Source organism: Clostridium tyrobutyricum DSM 2637 = ATCC 25755 = JCM 11008 (assembly GCF_000359585.1).
GTDB classification, from domain to species: domain Bacteria; phylum Bacillota; class Clostridia; order Clostridiales; family Clostridiaceae; genus Clostridium_B; species Clostridium_B tyrobutyricum.
Genome location: NZ_APMH01000002.1, coordinates 1 through 16921, shown reverse-complemented (window position 1 = coordinate 16921; position 16921 = coordinate 1). Strand labels below are relative to the sequence as shown.

Below are 16921 nucleotides of genomic sequence, written 5' to 3'. Positions count from 1 at the left end.
TACATGGCCACTTTTTATAGAGGTGAAGTACCATATACAAAATTAGGATACTAGATATTTGCTGTATCCTGTATCCATTCATAAACATTCTTGCAGTAATCCTGTATATCATTGATTAGTTTACTGGTATGATATCCATCTGCAGCTGCATGATTGACCATTATTGAAAATGGTATAAATACTTTTTTATCCTGTTTAAAATACTTTCCAAAAGTAATAACGGGAAACAGCATTCTGGATTCATTCAGGGAAATATTGCTGCATCCAGTAAAACTGAGCCATGGCAAAGCTGAAACAGGGAAGAAGTTTTCAGGCTGGTTTGGCTTTGCTTTAATTCCCTTTACGTCTTTATAAGTTTCTAAATCCTTTACACAATCAGCGTAAAATATTGAAAAATCTTCATTATAATATGTCCATATATCTGAAAATGTCTTGTCATCCTCATGAAATAGGGTATACACTGGATTTGTATACTTCCAGTAGCCAAGTTTGCCCTCACTGTCATAACTCATGCGAAATTCCACATTGTCATTGATTGCCTTTGAAACCACATAAATGAAGCTTGGATAAAATCTTAAATTTTTCTTCTTGATTTCAAATAAGAGATTGGTTATTTCTATATTGGAAGTTATATTGTACTTACATTTTATATTGTTTATATAATAGTTGAAATGTTCTCTTCGCGGCCATGTATTCATATCTATTTTTTTAAAATCCATATAATCCACCATCCATATAAATTATAAAACTATAATTATATTATATCATTTCCTGATTAGTTGATATCATAATTAAGAAAATTTGCAATGCAAGAATAATGTAATTTAAGGAAGAGTCATAGGAATTATCGATGAAAGTGTATAGAAAAAGACATATAAAAAGTGGCAGAGTTTTTAGAACTCCACCGCTTTTTTAATAATTACTATATGTTTAAATCATTGACATGGATTTCTTTGTTCTTGCTATTTCAGTATTGTCCTGTTTTCTGTCTGACAGTCCAGCTACAGGATTAGGCTTGGATTCCGCACGATAATCCTCACCTTTTTTGCTCTGATGCTGTTGTACTACTACATGACTTGCCACTTTGGAAATATCATGGTTTACCTTGTTCTGATAAAAGAAAAAATTGTGATCTGAAGGCAGATCATTAACATTCTTAAAATCCTCTTTGTCTGCAGTAAGATCAATTTGACTTGCAAGAGTATCCCTTACATAGTCTCTCGTGTCGTGGAATCTGAGTAATTCAGGAAAGGCACCTGGAACGACCTGTTCCCACTGTTTGTTTTCATATTTGTTCAGAAGCTCTGCAGCTTTATGCAGATGGGATATTTCTTGATTAAGATGGAGGTCCCAAATGGATTTTACATTTTGATCCACTTCATCTTCGTAGAATGAGTAATATAGATAGCACTCCATGTATTCGTGCAGCAGCAGGCTTTCCAGCCATGTACAGTTTGGATCGATAAGTGATCCGTAATGGCTTACGTGCTGCTCTTCTATCATTCCAATTTCCTGGTAAAGCTGACGGCCTATATCGTTATAGTATGTATTACCAAGATTCATGTAGAAGTTCATGGTTTGCTGCTCACCTGCAGTAATAATCATGGTACTTAATTTTGTACGTATATCTGCTGTCTTGAAGTCAACAAAGCGTTTTGCCTCTTCTTCCGGACAACGGTGTTCTGCTATAGTTGGGCGTCCTGGAGTAATGTCTACATATTTTTTCACAAGATTTTCTGCAGGAATGTTTTCATCAAGATCCAGTAGATTTGAGTAGCGGTACAGATGATCAAAATCCTCCAGAAGTGCAAAATCAAGTGCCTGTTTTACATAGGAATCGGGTTCTTTTTGTGCAAGCCAGGCAGTTAAATCTACAGCAACGTGTTCATATCCTATAGTTGTTTCAAGCTGTGTCTCGTCAATAGGCTTCAACCAGTTGATGTGTTTTTGCTGCTGCTGTTCCACACGGCGCATCATTGCCAGTTCTCTGCGAAGATCGTTGTTGCTGCAGTGGCGGTTGAATTGATGGGAGAAGAGAGCTGCTTCCACTTCGATTCCATTCATCAATATGATACGGACCTTTGTGTATGGATCAACAGTCTGTTTTGAATATGGTTTTGGGTACATGGTTTGCCAGTCCATTATAGTATCTTCAAGTGGCATTGGCTTTTGGTCAAATGGATTAAACATTTTATCACTCCTTAAATTATCTAATATACCAGATATTATGTTCTTTAATCCATATAAATATGTATATAATATATATTATGGAGGTGTATATATTAATGAAGGAAAAAATGTTGACTTTGAAGCTTTTGAAGGACAAGTACGGAGTTTGCAGACTTGACAATACTTTACCAATTCCTGAATGGGCAGAAAAAGGGGAGTTCTTTTCTGCAACTAGAACATCAGACGAGCTGTCAATTGTATGCTGTGAAAAAAATATCCCTGAGGATATAAAATGTGAGAAGAACTGGAGAATTTTAAAGATTGAAGGACCATTGGATTTTTCTCTAATTGGAATTCTAGCTTCCATAAGTTCAATATTGGCTGAGAGAAAAATAAGTATATTTGCTGTTTCCACCTATGACACAGATTATATTCTCATTAGGGATTCAGATGTAAATGATGCTGTAGAAGCACTATCTGCCAAAAAATATAATATTGTATAATTGTGAAAAAGTCACTTTTTAATCGTGGCTTTTTTTGATACATTTCCCCAGAAGTCCACAGATTGAATTTCATATTTGGAATTGTCAGGACTGTTTTTATGATTGAATTGTCCTAAAGATTGATTTTTGTTTCCACCATATTTTCTCTGTACTGATGGAGAATATATTTTCCTGCCATTACAGAATAATTTATAGGCTGCTGTATTTTGAGATGTTTCCCATTGAATAACAGTTTGATTATTTGACTTGATGAGTTTGCTCCATTTAGGTGCATGAGGGCTTTTATTGTGAATTTTATGCTGATATAAATATGTCTTATAGGCTCTGTGAAATCCATTGTTTATATTATTTGGACTATAATAATGACTGTAGGCAAAGGTTATAATATTATCAACAAATGGATTTTCCAATCTCATCTGTTTTATAAATCTCTTTATGGGGGCACTTGACCAATCATTATGGTTGAAGGTTTCAACATTTGCCCAGAATAAAAGCCCACTTTTGGATTTTGCGGCTTTGCCAAGGGCATTAAACCAGCCTGCTACCTCTTTTATAGTAAGTCCGCCTCCACCCACCGAATCCTGTGGACAAAAAATATCTCCTCTTTTAAAATTGGTCAAGCTAAAAAAGTACCTCCAGTTGTATGCATAGGCCTGGGAAGTAGAGTATTTGGAGTTCATAAAGGGAGACATCATAAATGGCAGTCTCATATTATTATCCTCCATATAGTCTAAATTTATATTCACAGCTGTGGACAATATTTTAAAGTCATTCTTGCTTTTAAAGTTGAGATTATCTACCTCATATACCCAGTACCACCCATAAAATGAATCCTTGTATTTTTCATGGTATTTTTCATATAATTCTTTTATTATGGAATTTGATTTCTTTATTTGCCCATATAGGAAAGAGGGATACCTTGGTCCCAGCTTCCACCACATAGTGTTGTAGTCAATTCCAAGGAATACTTTAAAACCTGATTCCTGGCAGTTCCTCAGGCACATATCCACTACATCATTTTTAAATGAACCATCATATATTCTTTTAATCTTTTGCTCCTGAACTATAAAACTGTTCATTACAATATATCTCATTTTAACTTCTTTTAAATAATAAAGTTCCTTTTGCCATGCTGCATCATTCCAGTTAATTACCATATCTGGTTGTATGAATGTTCCCGATGCATGTGGAAAAGTTGATTTTTTTATTTTATAAAGAATTTTATTAGCCATATGAATTTCTCAGCCTTTCAATTATTTATATCTCCTATAAAATAAGTATGATTTTTTCTAGTTTAATAGAACAAATACTTTAAATTTGCACTTTATTTAAATTTAGCAATGTGATATAATTAATTCAATAAATGTATCTTAGGTGATGAAGTTCACCTTTAACCATCTCTTCCGGGATTGATGACTTCTACTATACAATATAGTAGAAGTCATTTTCATATTATTGGATAAAATTTAAAGGAGATATAGGATATGAAAAAATATGTTTATATATGTGCAGGAGGATTTATAGGTACAATTTTAAGGTATTTTATTGAAAGTTTAAAATTCCACAATTACACAGGAGTAATTCCTATAAATACACTTTTTATAAATTTAACAGGCAGTTTTTTACTTGCATTTATTACTACTATTCTGATTGACATGGCAGAGAGCTCTTCTAATATTCAACTTATGATATGTACAGGCTTAATAGGGGCATATACTACATTTTCCACAATATGCAAAGAAATATGGTCAATATTTTCAAAAGGATATTATTTGCAGGCAATATCATATACACTTATGTCATTGATATTTGGACTTATTCTTTCGGCACTAGGAGTTCTTTGTGCAAGGAAGGTTATTAAGTACATATCATGCAGAAAGGAATTGATAAAATGAATTTTCTAATTGTAGGCATCGGCGGCATGTTTGGCAGTTTAACTAGATATTCTTTAGGACAATATATACAGAAACATCTTGGAAAATACTTTCCAATAGGTACAATTATTATAAATTTAACAGGTGCTTTGGTCCTGGGAATATTGAATGCAGCCAATTTGAATGCTAAATTTTATATTCTGCTCTGCGATGGGTTTTTAGGAGCCTATACTACATTTTCAACTTTTATGTTTGATGGAGTAAAGCTTTTTCATACAGATAAAAAGATAAATGCAATAAGTTATATATTAATTACAATTGTATTTGGAATTTTAGCATATATGACAGGACATAAAATAACAAGTTTGTTTACTTAGAATATGTAAAATCTAATGGGGGAGAGAGCTATGCCAAAATTATCTATTATGAGTATATTTTTTGCATTGATGGCTGATGCAATGTGGGGATTTGTATACATAGTACCAAATTTATTATCAGACTATACTGCTATTGAAATAACAGTTGGAAGATACCTTGTATATGGGATTTTTTCCATGGCTATTTTACTTTTAAAAACTCAGCACAGGAAAAATTTGATAGACATAAATATGTGGAAAAAGGCTATTGTATTTGCGTTTTGCGGGAATATAGGCTACTATTTTTTTCTGGCATTGTCCATCAAGTTAACGGGTTCTGTAATTTCCACACTTATAATAGGTTTGCTGCCAATTACAACTTCATTATATGGAAATCTTACAAACAAGGATATCTCATTTAAAAAATTGATTATTCCTATTCTTGTTATCATAGGTGGTAGTTTGCTAATGAACTTTGCATCATTAGGGAATAGCAGCAAATTTAACATATATGGAATTATATCCTGTGCGTTTGCACTATTTATCTGGACATGGTATGCAGTTGCAAATGCTAATTTTCTAAGGCAAACTTCACGGATCAACCCTCAAGTATGGTCTACAATTACAGGTGCAGCTACTTTGTTTCTTGTTCCAGTTTTTATAGTAATAATAAAAATTATAATGCCTCATTCTTTTTCGGTGAATAGACTAATAGATTTTAACAACAGCACTTTTGAATTTTGGTGTATTTCTATAATCCTTGGAATTGCAGTATCATGGCTTGGGGCAGTTTTTTGGAACAAGGCATCTGTTGGGTTACCTGTTTCCCTGGTGGGGCAGATGGTTGTAGGTGAAACTGTTTTTGGACTTGTTTATTATTTTATATTTGAATCAAAATTACCGGATTTTATTGAACTGATAAGTATTATAATTATTATATCAGGTGTTTTGTATTATATGAGGGTTATAAATAATCTAAAGAAAGAGAAATGTGAAGTTGAGAATGTGAAATAAAGGGGATGAATTTGGTGGAAAAAATTCATGGAATAAAGGCAATTTTATTTGATTCAGGCAAAGTACTCAATGAACCGGTTACTGGAAGCTGGCTTATAACACCTAATTTTTTCAAGTATGTAGATAAATGTAAATTTGATTCAATATCTTATGAAAAAAAGAAAGAGGCAATAGGGCAAGCGGGTAAACATATGAAAAAACACAATCTCATTATAAATGAGCAGGAGGAGTATGAAAATTTCTTTACCTATTACAGTATATTTTCAAAGCATTTACCGGAATTGAAATTGAAAGATAGTGATGTACAAAATATTGCAAAGGATTTGGTATACAATTATAAAAAATATGTTTTTTTCAAAGATGCTTTAGAATTAATACCTGAATTAAGTAAAAAATATAAACTGGCAGTTGTATCAGATGCCTGGCCGTCTCTTGAAAATGTATTTGTAACAGCTGGATTGAGAGAATATTTTTCATCCTTTATAATATCTTCAATACAGGGTGTAACCAAACCCGATGAATTAATGTACAAAACAGCTCTTAATGAATTGAAGGTCTGTTCGAAAGAGTGCATATTTATAGATGACATTGTGGAAAACTGTGATGGTGCCATAAGACTTGGAATTAAATCCTTTTTAATGTCCAGGGATGACAAGGAATACAGTCATAACAAAATCCTGTATAAAAATTATAATATAGTCAGGAATCTGTATGATATACGTGGATTTATTGAATAAAGATATTGATTTTTCATTAGATGAAAACTATTTCACAATGCACCGTTGATAAATTAGCAAAAATATGGTATAATTATTAAAGATAACTTAAAAAGGAGAGAAAAATTATGCCAGAAATTATTAAACAGAATAGGGATAATGTATTTACAGCAATTTCATGCATATTGGCCTTTTCCTTGGTTATGCTCGGTGGACTATTTCATATGGTTTTGGGAAGTTCAATTGTTGTAATATCTGGTGCAGTTATTTTATTTGGTTCAATAAGCCTTATAAAATCTAACAAGATTGAACTGGAATTGGGAAACATAGCATCTACTATAATTGGAGTAATATACTTATGCATATATATTTCTGATTAATTATAATATTAAACGTACTTAATAAAGTATTGGTGATCGCCAGTACTATTTTTTTATGCAAAATATGAGTTGAAAAGCCGGGACGATTTTTAGCATTGCTATTGATTATTCATTTTGATAACATTATGATAATAACTACAATTCAGGAGGAAAAATGATAGATTTATTTAAAGCATTTTCAAAAATAGATGGCATTTCTTATGATGGTGGATTTATTGCCAAGGTAAAATATCAACAGTTTAAGCCGAAAGTATGTAAAGAAATTTATAAAAATGAGGTTGTAAAAAACAATAGAAGGCTCTGTATAATAAATTGCAGTGGATATATAGAAGATGAAATTGCAGAGACATTGACAGTGTATTTAATGATGAATGTAAAAGTTAAAGCTGACGTAGAAAAGGACAATATTCAAGATGACTGGATGTTATGGCGTAATTTCTCAAAAGAAGAAATTAAGGAATTTAGCTATGTAACGGGAGATACAAATTCCATTCATCTTACCGAGAACCCTGTTGTACAGGGATTATTCATTTTGAAAGAACTTTGTGAGTCAACTAAAGCTAAAAAAATAGAAGTGAAATACATTCATCCGGTTTATGGAGACAACCCAGTTTATTTAAAACATGATGGAAATATCATCACGGGATTTAGTAACAGATCGTTATGTTTTGAAGCAAACCTGTTTTAATTATAAAAATAGCAGAACCTATTTAATCAGGTCCTGCTATTTTTATGCACGCCTTTCTTCTTTAATCTTAGGTACAAGAGTAAATAATGAAATTACAAATGCAATAATTACAATTCCACCTGCAATTAAAAAAGTATGTTGTATTCCAGATACAATGTTTGCTGGACTTGTTGTAGTTATGGATTTGGTTTTTGTGAAAAAGTAAAACAATGCTCCGATCAAAGCCGCTCCAGTAGTTTGTCCTATAGTACGTGATAAATTTAAAAGTCCCGATGCAAGACCTCTCTGCTCCGGTTTTGCCGATGATATTATAGATGCGTTGTTTGGTGTCTGGAAAAAAGCCAGGCTTCCATTGAATACAAGTATTGTAGCGGCAAATTTTAGTATACTCGTATCACCACTTAAAGTAGACATGAAAAAGGACCCAATGGCAAAAATAATTATTCCAATAATCATTACGGCATAATTTCCAAGGTGTTTGGCAGCTTTGGTGGAGACAGGTGTAAAGATAGTACATCCTATAGGACCTATAGTCATAAGCAGTCCCGATGTGGATGTAGAAAATAGTTTTCCACGCTGAAGATAAAAGGGAAGTATGAGTACTGCTCCGGTTATTACAGTATACATGATTACACTTATAGCCAGACTGCCACTAAATACCTTGTCCCTGAACATACTGAGCCTTATAAGAGGATAACTTATCCTGTGCTCCAGTGATAAAAATGCTATAATGAATATAATTGTTAGTGCTATGCACAAAATCACAATTTTACTAAGTCCCTTGTCTTCTGCAAAAGTTACACTTAGTACATAGCAGCTGAGGGCGGCACATAGGAGTATAAGCCCAGGCACATCAAACTTTTCAACCTTTTCCGATATTGGAATTTTAGGAAATCTAAGTACAAGTATAAGGGCTATGATCCCTATTGGAACGTTGAAAAAGAAAATTGATCTCCATCCAGAAACACCTATTAAGGCTCCCCCAACTGACGGTCCCAGTGCAAATCCTATAGGGAGCATTGCAGTAAGAATTCCCATACTCTGTACAATTTTTTCTTTTGAAACCAAATCTCCTAAAATTGCAAAGGAGAGAGCCATGAGTACAGCACCGCCTACCCCCTGAAGTGCACGGAACAGTATAAGAGTGTATATTGATGTGGATATTCCGCAAAGCAGTGAAGCTGCAGTAAATACTATGATTCCAAATATGAAAATAGATTTTTTGCCAAATACATCTCCAATACGGCCTATTCCAACTATAAGCGAGGTAACTGCAAGAAGGTAACTTAAGGCTATCCATTGGACACTGGCAAAGCTTGCATTAAGCGACCTGGCTACAGTTGGCAGGGCAATGTTGACTATATTTGTATCAATTGCAGCCATGAGAGTTGTAAGTGCAAGAACTACAACAACCAAACAGTAATTTGGCCTGGCAACTTTTTCGATAGACTTTTCTGTCATACATATCATCCTTCCGAAAATCTGTTTGTAAACAGTATATTGATATTATATACCCTTATAAACATCATTAAAACAAAATAATTTATAAAAATTTGTAGTTTCGTAACTTATGTTACATACTTTATAAAATAATAATGTTACTATATATTCAACAAAGGAAATTAAAAAAACTTTAAAACAAAAATAACTACATAAATATAAATTCAGGAGGAATGTAATTATGGAAAATAAAATGTTTTGTTATCAATGTCAGGAAACAGCAGGATGCAAAGGATGTACCCAGGCAGGTGTGTGTGGCAAAAAACCAGAAGTAGCAGCTATGCAGGATTTGCTTGTATATGTAACTAAAGGCCTTTCAGCAGTTACAACACGCCTTCGTGAAGAAGGAAAGAGAATAAGCAAACAGGTTAATTACATGGTAACATATAATTTGTTTACAACAATAACCAATGCAAATTTTGATGAAGAGGCTATTGTTTCACGTATTACAAAAACTATAGATAAAAAAAGAGAATTGCTTGCTCAACTTGACAATAAGGACAACCTTCCTGATGCAGCAACATGGGAATCTTCAAATAAGGATGAATTTGTCAAAAAGGCAGCTGTTGTTGGTGTCCTCTCCACAAAGGATGAAGATATAAGAAGCCTTCGTGAGTTGGTTACTTATGGATTAAAAGGACTTTCTGCATACAGCAAACATGCAAATGCCCTTCTTCAGGATGATGAAGAAGTTGATGCATTCATACAGAGTGCATTGTCAAAAACACTGGATGACAGTTTAAGTATAGATGATCTTGTAGCATTGACACTTGAAACTGGAAAATATGGTGTAAATGGCATGGCACTTTTGGACAAGGCTAATACTTCTGCTTATGGAAATCCTGAAATTACAAAAGTAGATATAGGAGTTAGAAATAACCCAGGTATATTGATTTCAGGACATGACCTTAGAGACTTGGAAATGCTTTTAAAACAGACAGAAGGAACTGGTGTGGATGTATACACTCACTCTGAAATGCTTCCAGCACACTACTATCCAGCATTCAAGAAATACTCCAATTTTGCAGGAAACTACGGAAATGCATGGTGGAAACAAAAAGAGGAATTTGAAAGCTTCAATGGACCTATTCTTATGACAACAAACTGTATAGTACCACCTAAGGCAAGCTATAAGGATAGACTTTATACTACTGGTGCTGCAGGATTCCCAGGGTGTAAACACATTGCTGGTGAAATAGGAGAAGAAAAAGATTTCTCGGCAATTATTGAACATGCTAAAAAATGTGCTCCTCCTAAAGAAATAGAAAAAGGAGAAATCGTAGGTGGATTTGCACACAATCAAGTTCTTGCACTTGCAGACAAAGTTGTAGCAGCAGTTAAATCAGGAGCCATCAAGAAATTCGTTGTTATGGCAGGATGTGATGGAAGGGCTAAGTCCAGAAACTACTACACTGATTTTGCAAAAGCACTTCCAAAAGATGCAATTATTCTTACTGCAGGTTGTGCAAAATACAAGTATAACAAACTTAACTTAGGTGACATTGGGGGAATACCTCGTGTGCTTGATGCGGGACAGTGTAATGATTCTTATTCTTTAGCTGTAATTGCATTGAAATTAAAGGAAGTTTTCGGATTGGACGATATCAATGATCTTCCTATTGCCTACAATATTGCATGGTATGAACAGAAGGCTGTTATAGTTCTATTGGCTTTACTTTACCTTGGCGTAAAGAATATTCACCTTGGACCTACTCTTCCTGCATTCCTTTCGCCAAATGTAGCTAAGGTATTGGTTGAGAATTTCGGAATTGCAGGTATAGGATCTGTAGAGGATGATATAGAACTTTTCTTTGGAAAATAGAATAAATAAGAAATTCAATCATAGGGAATACTTTATATTGTTCCCTGTGATTTTTTTACAAAAAAGAGGTGGTAGTTCATGTATACTGTGGAACTTATGGTAAAAGAGCATGATAATATATTGAAATTTATTCATGTTGTAGAAAATGCATGCTGTGGTATTCTGGAAGGAAAAGAAGTGGATTTTGATGATTTTGAAAACATGATTCTATTCGCCAGAAACTATGCAGACAAACACCATCATGGTAAAGAAGAGCAAATATTGTTTGCAGAGATGCTGAAGCATTTAGGCAAAATCGGAGTAAACCTGGTTCAACATGGAATGCTGGTGGAACATGATTTGGGACGTCTTCACATTCTGGATCTGGAAAACTCTTTGAAACTTTATAAAAAAGAACCTGAAACAATACATAAACTTGGTATTTTGGAAGGTGCAGCGGGATATGCCAATTTACTTAAAAGGCATATAGACAAGGAAAACAATGCAGTATATCCATATGCGGAAAAAAATTTACCACATGATGTATTGGAGTCAGTAGATAAGCAAATCAAGGATTTTGAAAGAGATGAAGGAGATAATCAAGTTCAAAAAAAATATATTGAAATGTTGGAACAACTCACTAAAAAATACTGCTGAATAAAAATTGAGAAAGGGGTTTTTTATATGGGAAAGAAAATAACAGACAAAGTTACATGGGTAGGAAAGGTTGATTGGGGATTGAAAAGATTCCATGGAGATGAATACTCAACCCATAAGGGATCATCATATAATTCCTATTTGATACGGGATAAAAAGACTGTCTTGATTGATACTGTATGGCAGCCCTATGACAAGGAGTTTGTATCTAGGCTGAAGGAGGAAATCGATTTAAAGGAAATTGACTACATTATAGCAAATCACAATGAAATCGACCACAGTGGAGCACTTCCAGAACTCATGCGTGAAATACCTGGAACACCAATTTACTGTACAAAAAATGGTGCAAAAATCATAAAGGGTCATTATCACGAGGATTGGAACTTTGTGGAGGTAAAGACCGGGGATACTCTTGACATTGGACAAAACAAGCTGATTTTTGTAGAAGCCCCTATGCTGCACTGGCCAGATACAATGTTTACTTATTTGACTGGAGAAAATATTCTTTTCAGCAATGATGGTTTTGGCCAACATTTTGCAACCGAGTTATTGTACAATGACAAGGTGGATCAGGGTGAACTGTATGAACAGGCAATTAAGTACTATGCAAATATATTGAATCCTTTCAGTACCTTTGTGAAAAAGAAAATCAATGAGATATTGAAACTTAATCTCCCTCTTTCAATGATATGCCCCAGCCATGGAGTGATTTGGAGAGAAAATCCTGCACAAATTGTAGAGCAATATTTAAAATGGGCTGATAGTTATCAGGAAGATCAAATAACATTTATCTATGATACTATGTGGAATTCAACACGAAAGATGGCAGAAGCAATTGCTGAAGGTATACATGAGGTATCACCTTCCACTGTGATAAAGCTTATGAATTCAGCAAAATATGACAAAAATGACATAATAACGGAAGTATTTCGTTCGAAGGCAATTTTGGTTGGTTCACCGACTATCAACAATGGATATCTTTTCTCAATTGGCGGTATTGTTGAAATGATAAAAGGATTAAAGTTCAAGGGTAAAAGTGCTGCAGCCTTTGGAAGCTATGGCTGGAGCGGCGAAGTTGTCAAACAGCTTACTAAAGCTCTTGAAGAAAGTGGTTTTAAAATTGTTGATAACGGCCATCGTTCTCTATGGATCCCTGATGAAAAAGAACTGGATGTGTGCAGAGAATACGGCAGGCAATTTGTAAAGTCTCTTTAGAAAATTATTTGGAATACTACAAGGTTTACTCAATATAATAAACTTAAAGAAGCCTGATTAACATTTTTGTTCATCAGGCTTCTTTATCTATATATAAATTAAAATAAAGGCAGGCATTGTCATTAGACACAAAATATATTAGTGTTTAAATGGATCTTTGTGAAAATAATTTTTTAGACAGATACAATTTATAGTCCTAGAGTGTTTAAATCAATCTACCAAATCTACAATAATAAAACAATACTCCCCATATTCAGAGAGTATTTTTATGTCTAAAAAATATTGGCACGATATTTGCTGTATAAAAAGGTGTAAATTAAAAAGCAATTACAACTATAGGAAGGAGTATGAAAGGTGAGGAAAATATTAATTGCAACCCATGGAACTTTGGCTAGAGGTGCCAAAAATACCATTGAACTTCTAGTAGGTAAAATAGCAGATATCACCTGTATTAGTGCATATGTTGATAAGGAAGGCGAAGATATCACAAAAAGTATTGAAAAATTCTTTAAAAGTATTAAGTCAGAAGACGAGGTAGTTGTTTTTACAGATATTATTGGTGGAAGTGTAAACCAAAAAATTGTGTCATATGCATCACAGTCAAATGCATTGGTTGTCTCCGGCTTTAATCTCCCGGTTATACTGACAGTTATATTGGAAAATGGAGTAATATCCAAAGAAAGGTTAAATGAGATTATTGCAGAGAGCAGAGAACAATTGAAATTGGTTGAAATAGATGTAAACGAAAATAACAATGATGAAGATTTCTTAGAATAAATAAATTTATTGGAGGTATAAATAATGATAGTAGCATTAAGAGTAGATGATAGATTAATACATGGGCAGGTTGCTCTAACTTGGTCAAAGGATTTGAAAATCAAAGGAATTATTATAGCAAATGATGAAACTGCAAAAGATGAAATGCAGAAAATGACATTAAAAATGGCAGTGCCAAATAGTATCAAGGTATTGATAAAACCTGTTGATGAAGCCATTAAGGTAGCTAATAATCCTAAAGCACAAAATATGAGAATTTTACTTTTGACCAGAAATATTAAGGATGCTTTGAAGGTTCGTGAAAATACGGAAAATATAGAATATGTGAATATAGGTAATGTTGGAAGATTTGATGGAATTGATGCATCTGAAAAAACAATGGTAAGTCCAACCGTTATGCTTACAAAGGATGAAATCGATTCTTTGAAAAAACTAGTCGAAATTGATTCAGGTACTAGTTTGCAGGTTGTACCTTCTGATGAGAAAAAACCCATGAAAGATATTATTAAAAAGATGAACTTATAAGATTTTGCGGGAGGAGGAATAAACATGTTAGTACAGGCTATTTTAGTGGCGATTTCTGTTTTCATATGTGTAGGGGGCGCTGAATTAGCAGGACTTACCATGCTTAACAGGCCTATTGTTATAGGTTCTGTAGTGGGTTTACTGCTTGGAGATCTGAATACAGGGATTTTAATAGGAGCATCACTTGAAGCTGTATTTATGGGAGTAGTCAATATTGGAGGTGCACAAGCTGCCGAGCCAGGTATTGCTACTGCCGTGGGGGTAGCATTTGCAATTATGGTGGGAGGTGGAGCGAAAGTTGCATTGACACTGGCTATACCTATTGGAATTTTAGGGCTTCAAATTAAAAATCTTTTATATATTTTCCTGGTAGGTTTTTTCGCACCTGTTTTTGATAAACTTGCAGCAAGAGGAGAAGAACATAAGATTGTAACTTTACATTTTGGACTTTAGGCTGTTAATTGGTTTTTATATTCACTGGTTGCTTTCTTTGGAATCCTGTTGGGATCTAATGCAGTACAAGCATTATATATCTTTTGACCCATCTATTAGGAAATTGAGTCCGCTTAAAATACTTTATAATGATAAGTTACCTAAAGTTGAGTATGATGATATTTCAAACATAAGACAAAAATTCATCGAATTTTTCCAGTATATTTCTAAAACTTCTTTTTATAATGTTGAATCAGCCAAATTAGAAATTTCTGTTGTATTTAAAAATTTGATAAATTCTACTAAAAATTACTTTGAAGTAGTACTTTTAGAACAGAATTTGTTCGTTAGAGAAAGCTTTAGAGAAAATTACAAAAAAATTATTAAGCGTTATGGGATTGATTGTTCGAAAGAATCGCTGAAATTAATATACTGCTTGATTTTAATATTTCAGGATGATATGTTGGTTAAATTTGATTTTGATAAAATTATAGAATTTTTGGATTCTATATGGCCGAGAACTCACTATATAGCTGTAAAGCTCAGTGAAGAATTAGGTACAATTGCATCTGGAGTAAATAAATCTTTAGAGATCATAAATACTATTTTCTTTCAAGAATATGTTGTGGAGACCATTGAACTTCAAGGATTGATTGTAGCACATGGAAATGCAACTGCAAGCAGTATCCAGTCCGTAGCCAATCAAAATTGCGGTACATTTGTATTTGAATCCATCGATATGCCTATGGAAATATCTTCAGATGAAACAATACAAAAGGTCAATAAATATCTTGAAAAAGTAAATACAAGCAAAGGTCTTATATTATTGGTAGATATGGGATCTTTAAATCAGATGTATTCTTCTATTAAAAATCACTTGTCTGGGGATTTGCTGATTATGAACAATGTTACAACTGCAATTGCCATGGATATAGGAATAAAAATTCTTCAAAATATGTCGTTTAAAGATATTGCAGAACGCTCAAACAATGCTTATAAAATTGGTATACAGTATTTTGAAGGCATAGCACGAGGGAACAATATAATTATATCCTGTATGTCGGGAGTTGGGATTTCCAGCAAGATAAAAGAAATTATTGAACAGTTTGTCAATTACGAGACTATGGATATTATTATAATGGATTATAAAAATTTAAAAAGTTTGATTGAGCAGAACAACAAGGACAATTTCAAATATACAAAACTTATAATTACTACTTCAAATTTACCACAGCTTACATCCATACCGTGGGTTAATGCTTATGATATTTTAGACGGTAAAGGCGAACGATATCTATGGGAAGGTCTGAAATCTGAAATGGATAAACAAAAGTTCGAATCCATGAAAAGGGAGTTCGTCAAGTTTTTCTCCATAGAAGGAATTGCCAGTAGGCTTACATTTCTAAATCCAAATGTAGTAATTAATGAAGTAGAGGATGTTATTTATAGATATGAGCAGTATTATAATACAAATTTAATTGGCCATATAAAGTTAAATTTGTATATGCACATAGCTTTTATGATTGAAAGGTTAATGACTTCCGATAATTATGAACCGGAAGAAAAAGTGAATTATACAGATAGTGAAAGAGAATTTTATGAAATTTCCAAAGATGTTTTTAGAAAGATAGAAAAAAAATATCATATTAAGATAAATCAATACGAGTTGTCCTTATTATATGATTTATTTAAAAATGTTATATTGTAATAGATAAAAGACTTTTATATTGGGTATGAAAGCGTATATATAGTAGTAGGAAGATTTCTTAGATTAAGTGAACTGTATTTTTCACTTAATCTAAGAAATTTTTTAGTATTCAATTTAATTAGATTATGTTAATGGCTATGATAAATCAATTAAAAAAACTTATTTTTATAATTAGTATTGTAATTTATCAAGACATATGTTATCATACTGTTAACAAAAGCAGATAAAGTCCTAAATATTTACCATTTTATCTTAAAACGAATTGTATACAAATACGAATACAAATTCTAAGCATAACAGTAAAGTAGACTTAAAAAATATACTATCTAGAAATGTACATAGTATTCTTGAAAAAAGAAATAAATTTTATAAAGGGGTTATAAATATGAAAAAGATAAAAACGCTATTAATAACATTTTTTATGATTACAGTTTCCATTATTATGTTATCTGGATGTGGAAAAACAGGCACTGCTAGTACCAATACACTTGAAAGTGTAAAAAAAGCAGGCGTGTTAAAAATAGGACTTGAGGATTCATTTCCACCGATGGAATTCAGGGACAGCAAAAATCAAATTAAGGGTTTTGATGTAGATATGGCAGCAGA

At 33.0% G+C, this 16921-nt stretch carries 19 protein-coding genes and 1 riboswitch; of the genes, 15 read left to right on the top strand and 4 right to left on the bottom strand.

From position 1 onward, the window contains the following. Positions 1–50 precede the first annotated feature (50 nt). Together J418_RS0101115 and J418_RS0101110 are read right to left on the bottom strand one after the other, a co-directional pair. Entirely contained in the window at positions 51–719 is a 669-nt protein-coding gene (locus J418_RS0101115) for a CatA-like O-acetyltransferase (protein WP_017751676.1), read from the bottom strand. A 211-nt stretch (positions 720–930) separates the two neighbouring features. Further along, the gene (locus tag J418_RS0101110) at positions 931–2190 is read right to left on the bottom strand and encodes a hypothetical protein (RefSeq protein WP_017751677.1); all 1260 of its coding nucleotides are present in this window, start codon (positions 2188–2190) and stop codon (positions 931–933) included. A 95-nt stretch (positions 2191–2285) separates the two neighbouring features. On the opposite strand from J418_RS0101110, the gene J418_RS0101105 reads away from it, so the two are divergent. Continuing rightward, positions 2286–2672: an ACT domain-containing protein gene (locus J418_RS0101105; RefSeq protein ID WP_017751678.1), complete on the top strand. Its 387-nt coding sequence runs from the start codon at positions 2286–2288 to the stop codon at positions 2670–2672. A gap of 11 nt (positions 2673–2683) precedes the next feature. Here the strand turns inward: J418_RS0101105 and J418_RS0101100 are convergent, their stop codons facing one another. Then, positions 2684–3904 carry a DUF4434 domain-containing protein gene (locus tag J418_RS0101100; protein WP_017894606.1) on the bottom strand — a complete coding sequence of 407 codons (1221 nt, stop codon included), beginning with the start codon at positions 3902–3904 and terminating at the stop codon, positions 2684–2686. Positions 3905–4036: 132 nt separating this feature from the next. After that, positions 4037–4101, top strand: a riboswitch (Fluoride riboswitch). A 55-nt stretch (positions 4102–4156) separates the two neighbouring features. Here J418_RS0101100 and J418_RS0101095 point away from each other — a divergent pair. The 6 genes from J418_RS0101095 (at position 4157) to J418_RS0101070 (ending at position 7700) form a co-directional block, all read left to right on the top strand. After that, positions 4157–4567, top strand: a complete 411-nt coding sequence (locus tag J418_RS0101095) for a fluoride efflux transporter FluC (RefSeq protein WP_017751680.1) — start codon at positions 4157–4159, stop codon at positions 4565–4567. After that, positions 4564–4923 (top strand): fluoride efflux transporter CrcB, encoded by a 360-nt coding sequence (crcB, locus tag J418_RS0101090; protein WP_026093905.1) that lies wholly within the window; start codon positions 4564–4566, stop codon positions 4921–4923. Before J418_RS0101095 ends, crcB begins: the two co-directional genes overlap by 4 nt. Positions 4924–4953: 30 nt before the next feature. Then, positions 4954–5916 (top strand): DMT family transporter, encoded by a 963-nt coding sequence (locus J418_RS0101085; protein WP_017751682.1) that lies wholly within the window; start codon positions 4954–4956, stop codon positions 5914–5916. Positions 5917–5930: 14 nt separating this feature from the next. Beyond that, positions 5931–6653, top strand: a complete 723-nt coding sequence (locus J418_RS0101080; RefSeq protein ID WP_017894605.1) for an HAD-IA family hydrolase — start codon at positions 5931–5933, stop codon at positions 6651–6653. A gap of 107 nt (positions 6654–6760) precedes the next feature. Next, positions 6761–7012 carry a hypothetical protein gene (locus tag J418_RS0101075; protein ID WP_017751684.1) on the top strand — a complete coding sequence of 84 codons (252 nt, stop codon included), beginning with the start codon at positions 6761–6763 and terminating at the stop codon, positions 7010–7012. Positions 7013–7166: 154 nt separating this feature from the next. Continuing rightward, on the top strand, positions 7167–7700 hold the full coding sequence (locus J418_RS0101070; RefSeq protein WP_017894604.1) for a hotdog family protein: 534 nt from the start codon (positions 7167–7169) through the stop codon (positions 7698–7700). A 42-nt stretch (positions 7701–7742) separates the two neighbouring features. On the opposite strand, the gene J418_RS0101065 is transcribed toward J418_RS0101070, so the two are convergent. Further along, positions 7743–9161, bottom strand: coding sequence for an MFS transporter (locus J418_RS0101065; RefSeq protein ID WP_017751686.1), 1419 nt, complete (start codon positions 9159–9161; stop codon positions 7743–7745). A 220-nt stretch (positions 9162–9381) separates the two neighbouring features. Between J418_RS0101065 and hcp the strand changes: the two genes are divergently transcribed. The 8 genes from hcp to J418_RS15385 form a co-directional block, all read left to right on the top strand. Beyond that, the gene (gene hcp / locus J418_RS0101060; RefSeq protein WP_017894603.1) at positions 9382–11022 is read left to right on the top strand and encodes a hydroxylamine reductase; all 1641 of its coding nucleotides are present in this window, start codon (positions 9382–9384) and stop codon (positions 11020–11022) included. Positions 11023–11100: 78 nt separating this feature from the next. Then, positions 11101–11658, top strand: coding sequence for a hemerythrin domain-containing protein (locus J418_RS0101055; protein ID WP_017894602.1), 558 nt, complete (start codon positions 11101–11103; stop codon positions 11656–11658). Positions 11659–11685: 27 nt separating this feature from the next. Continuing rightward, positions 11686–12873: an anaerobic nitric oxide reductase flavorubredoxin gene (locus tag J418_RS0101050; RefSeq protein WP_017894601.1), complete on the top strand. Its 1188-nt coding sequence runs from the start codon at positions 11686–11688 to the stop codon at positions 12871–12873. A 354-nt stretch (positions 12874–13227) separates the two neighbouring features. Then, positions 13228–13650: a PTS sugar transporter subunit IIA gene (locus J418_RS16755; protein WP_017751690.1), complete on the top strand. Its 423-nt coding sequence runs from the start codon at positions 13228–13230 to the stop codon at positions 13648–13650. Between the two features lie 24 nt (positions 13651–13674). After that, a complete protein-coding gene (locus J418_RS16750; protein WP_017894600.1) occupies positions 13675–14175 on the top strand; it encodes a PTS sugar transporter subunit IIB in 501 nt (166 codons plus the stop codon). A gap of 24 nt (positions 14176–14199) precedes the next feature. Further along, complete coding sequence (locus tag J418_RS15395) at positions 14200–14628, top strand: PTS sugar transporter subunit IIC (protein WP_017894599.1); 429 nt, start codon at positions 14200–14202, stop codon at positions 14626–14628. A gap of 37 nt (positions 14629–14665) precedes the next feature. Then, positions 14666–16315, top strand: coding sequence for a PRD domain-containing protein (locus tag J418_RS15390; RefSeq protein ID WP_235806994.1), 1650 nt, complete (start codon positions 14666–14668; stop codon positions 16313–16315). Between the two features lie 385 nt (positions 16316–16700). Next, positions 16701–16921, top strand: a 221-nt coding sequence (locus tag J418_RS15385) for a transporter substrate-binding domain-containing protein (RefSeq protein WP_027084106.1), incomplete at its 3' end; no start/stop codon positions are given.

Coding starts and splice junctions, on each gene's coding strand:
- J418_RS0101055 (WP_017894602.1), top strand. CDS start 11,101: ATGTATACTGTGGAACTTATGGTAAAAGAGCATGATAATATATTGAAA.
- J418_RS0101075 (WP_017751684.1), top strand. CDS start 6,761: ATGCCAGAAATTATTAAACAGAATAGGGATAATGTATTTACAGCAATT.
- J418_RS0101065 (WP_017751686.1), bottom strand. CDS start 9,161: ATGACAGAAAAGTCTATCGAAAAAGTTGCCAGGCCAAATTACTGTTTG.
- J418_RS0101115 (WP_017751676.1), bottom strand. CDS start 719: ATGGATTTTAAAAAAATAGATATGAATACATGGCCGCGAAGAGAACAT.
- J418_RS0101095 (WP_017751680.1), top strand. CDS start 4,157: ATGAAAAAATATGTTTATATATGTGCAGGAGGATTTATAGGTACAATT.
- crcB (WP_026093905.1), top strand. CDS start 4,564: ATGAATTTTCTAATTGTAGGCATCGGCGGCATGTTTGGCAGTTTAACT.
- J418_RS15395 (WP_017894599.1), top strand. CDS start 14,200: ATGTTAGTACAGGCTATTTTAGTGGCGATTTCTGTTTTCATATGTGTA.
- J418_RS0101105 (WP_017751678.1), top strand. CDS start 2,286: ATGAAGGAAAAAATGTTGACTTTGAAGCTTTTGAAGGACAAGTACGGA.
- J418_RS0101085 (WP_017751682.1), top strand. CDS start 4,954: ATGCCAAAATTATCTATTATGAGTATATTTTTTGCATTGATGGCTGAT.
- J418_RS0101110 (WP_017751677.1), bottom strand. CDS start 2,190: ATGTTTAATCCATTTGACCAAAAGCCAATGCCACTTGAAGATACTATA.
- J418_RS0101050 (WP_017894601.1), top strand. CDS start 11,686: ATGGGAAAGAAAATAACAGACAAAGTTACATGGGTAGGAAAGGTTGAT.
- J418_RS16750 (WP_017894600.1), top strand. CDS start 13,675: ATGATAGTAGCATTAAGAGTAGATGATAGATTAATACATGGGCAGGTT.
- J418_RS0101100 (WP_017894606.1), bottom strand. CDS start 3,904: ATGGCTAATAAAATTCTTTATAAAATAAAAAAATCAACTTTTCCACAT.
- J418_RS0101070 (WP_017894604.1), top strand. CDS start 7,167: ATGATAGATTTATTTAAAGCATTTTCAAAAATAGATGGCATTTCTTAT.
- hcp (WP_017894603.1), top strand. CDS start 9,382: ATGGAAAATAAAATGTTTTGTTATCAATGTCAGGAAACAGCAGGATGC.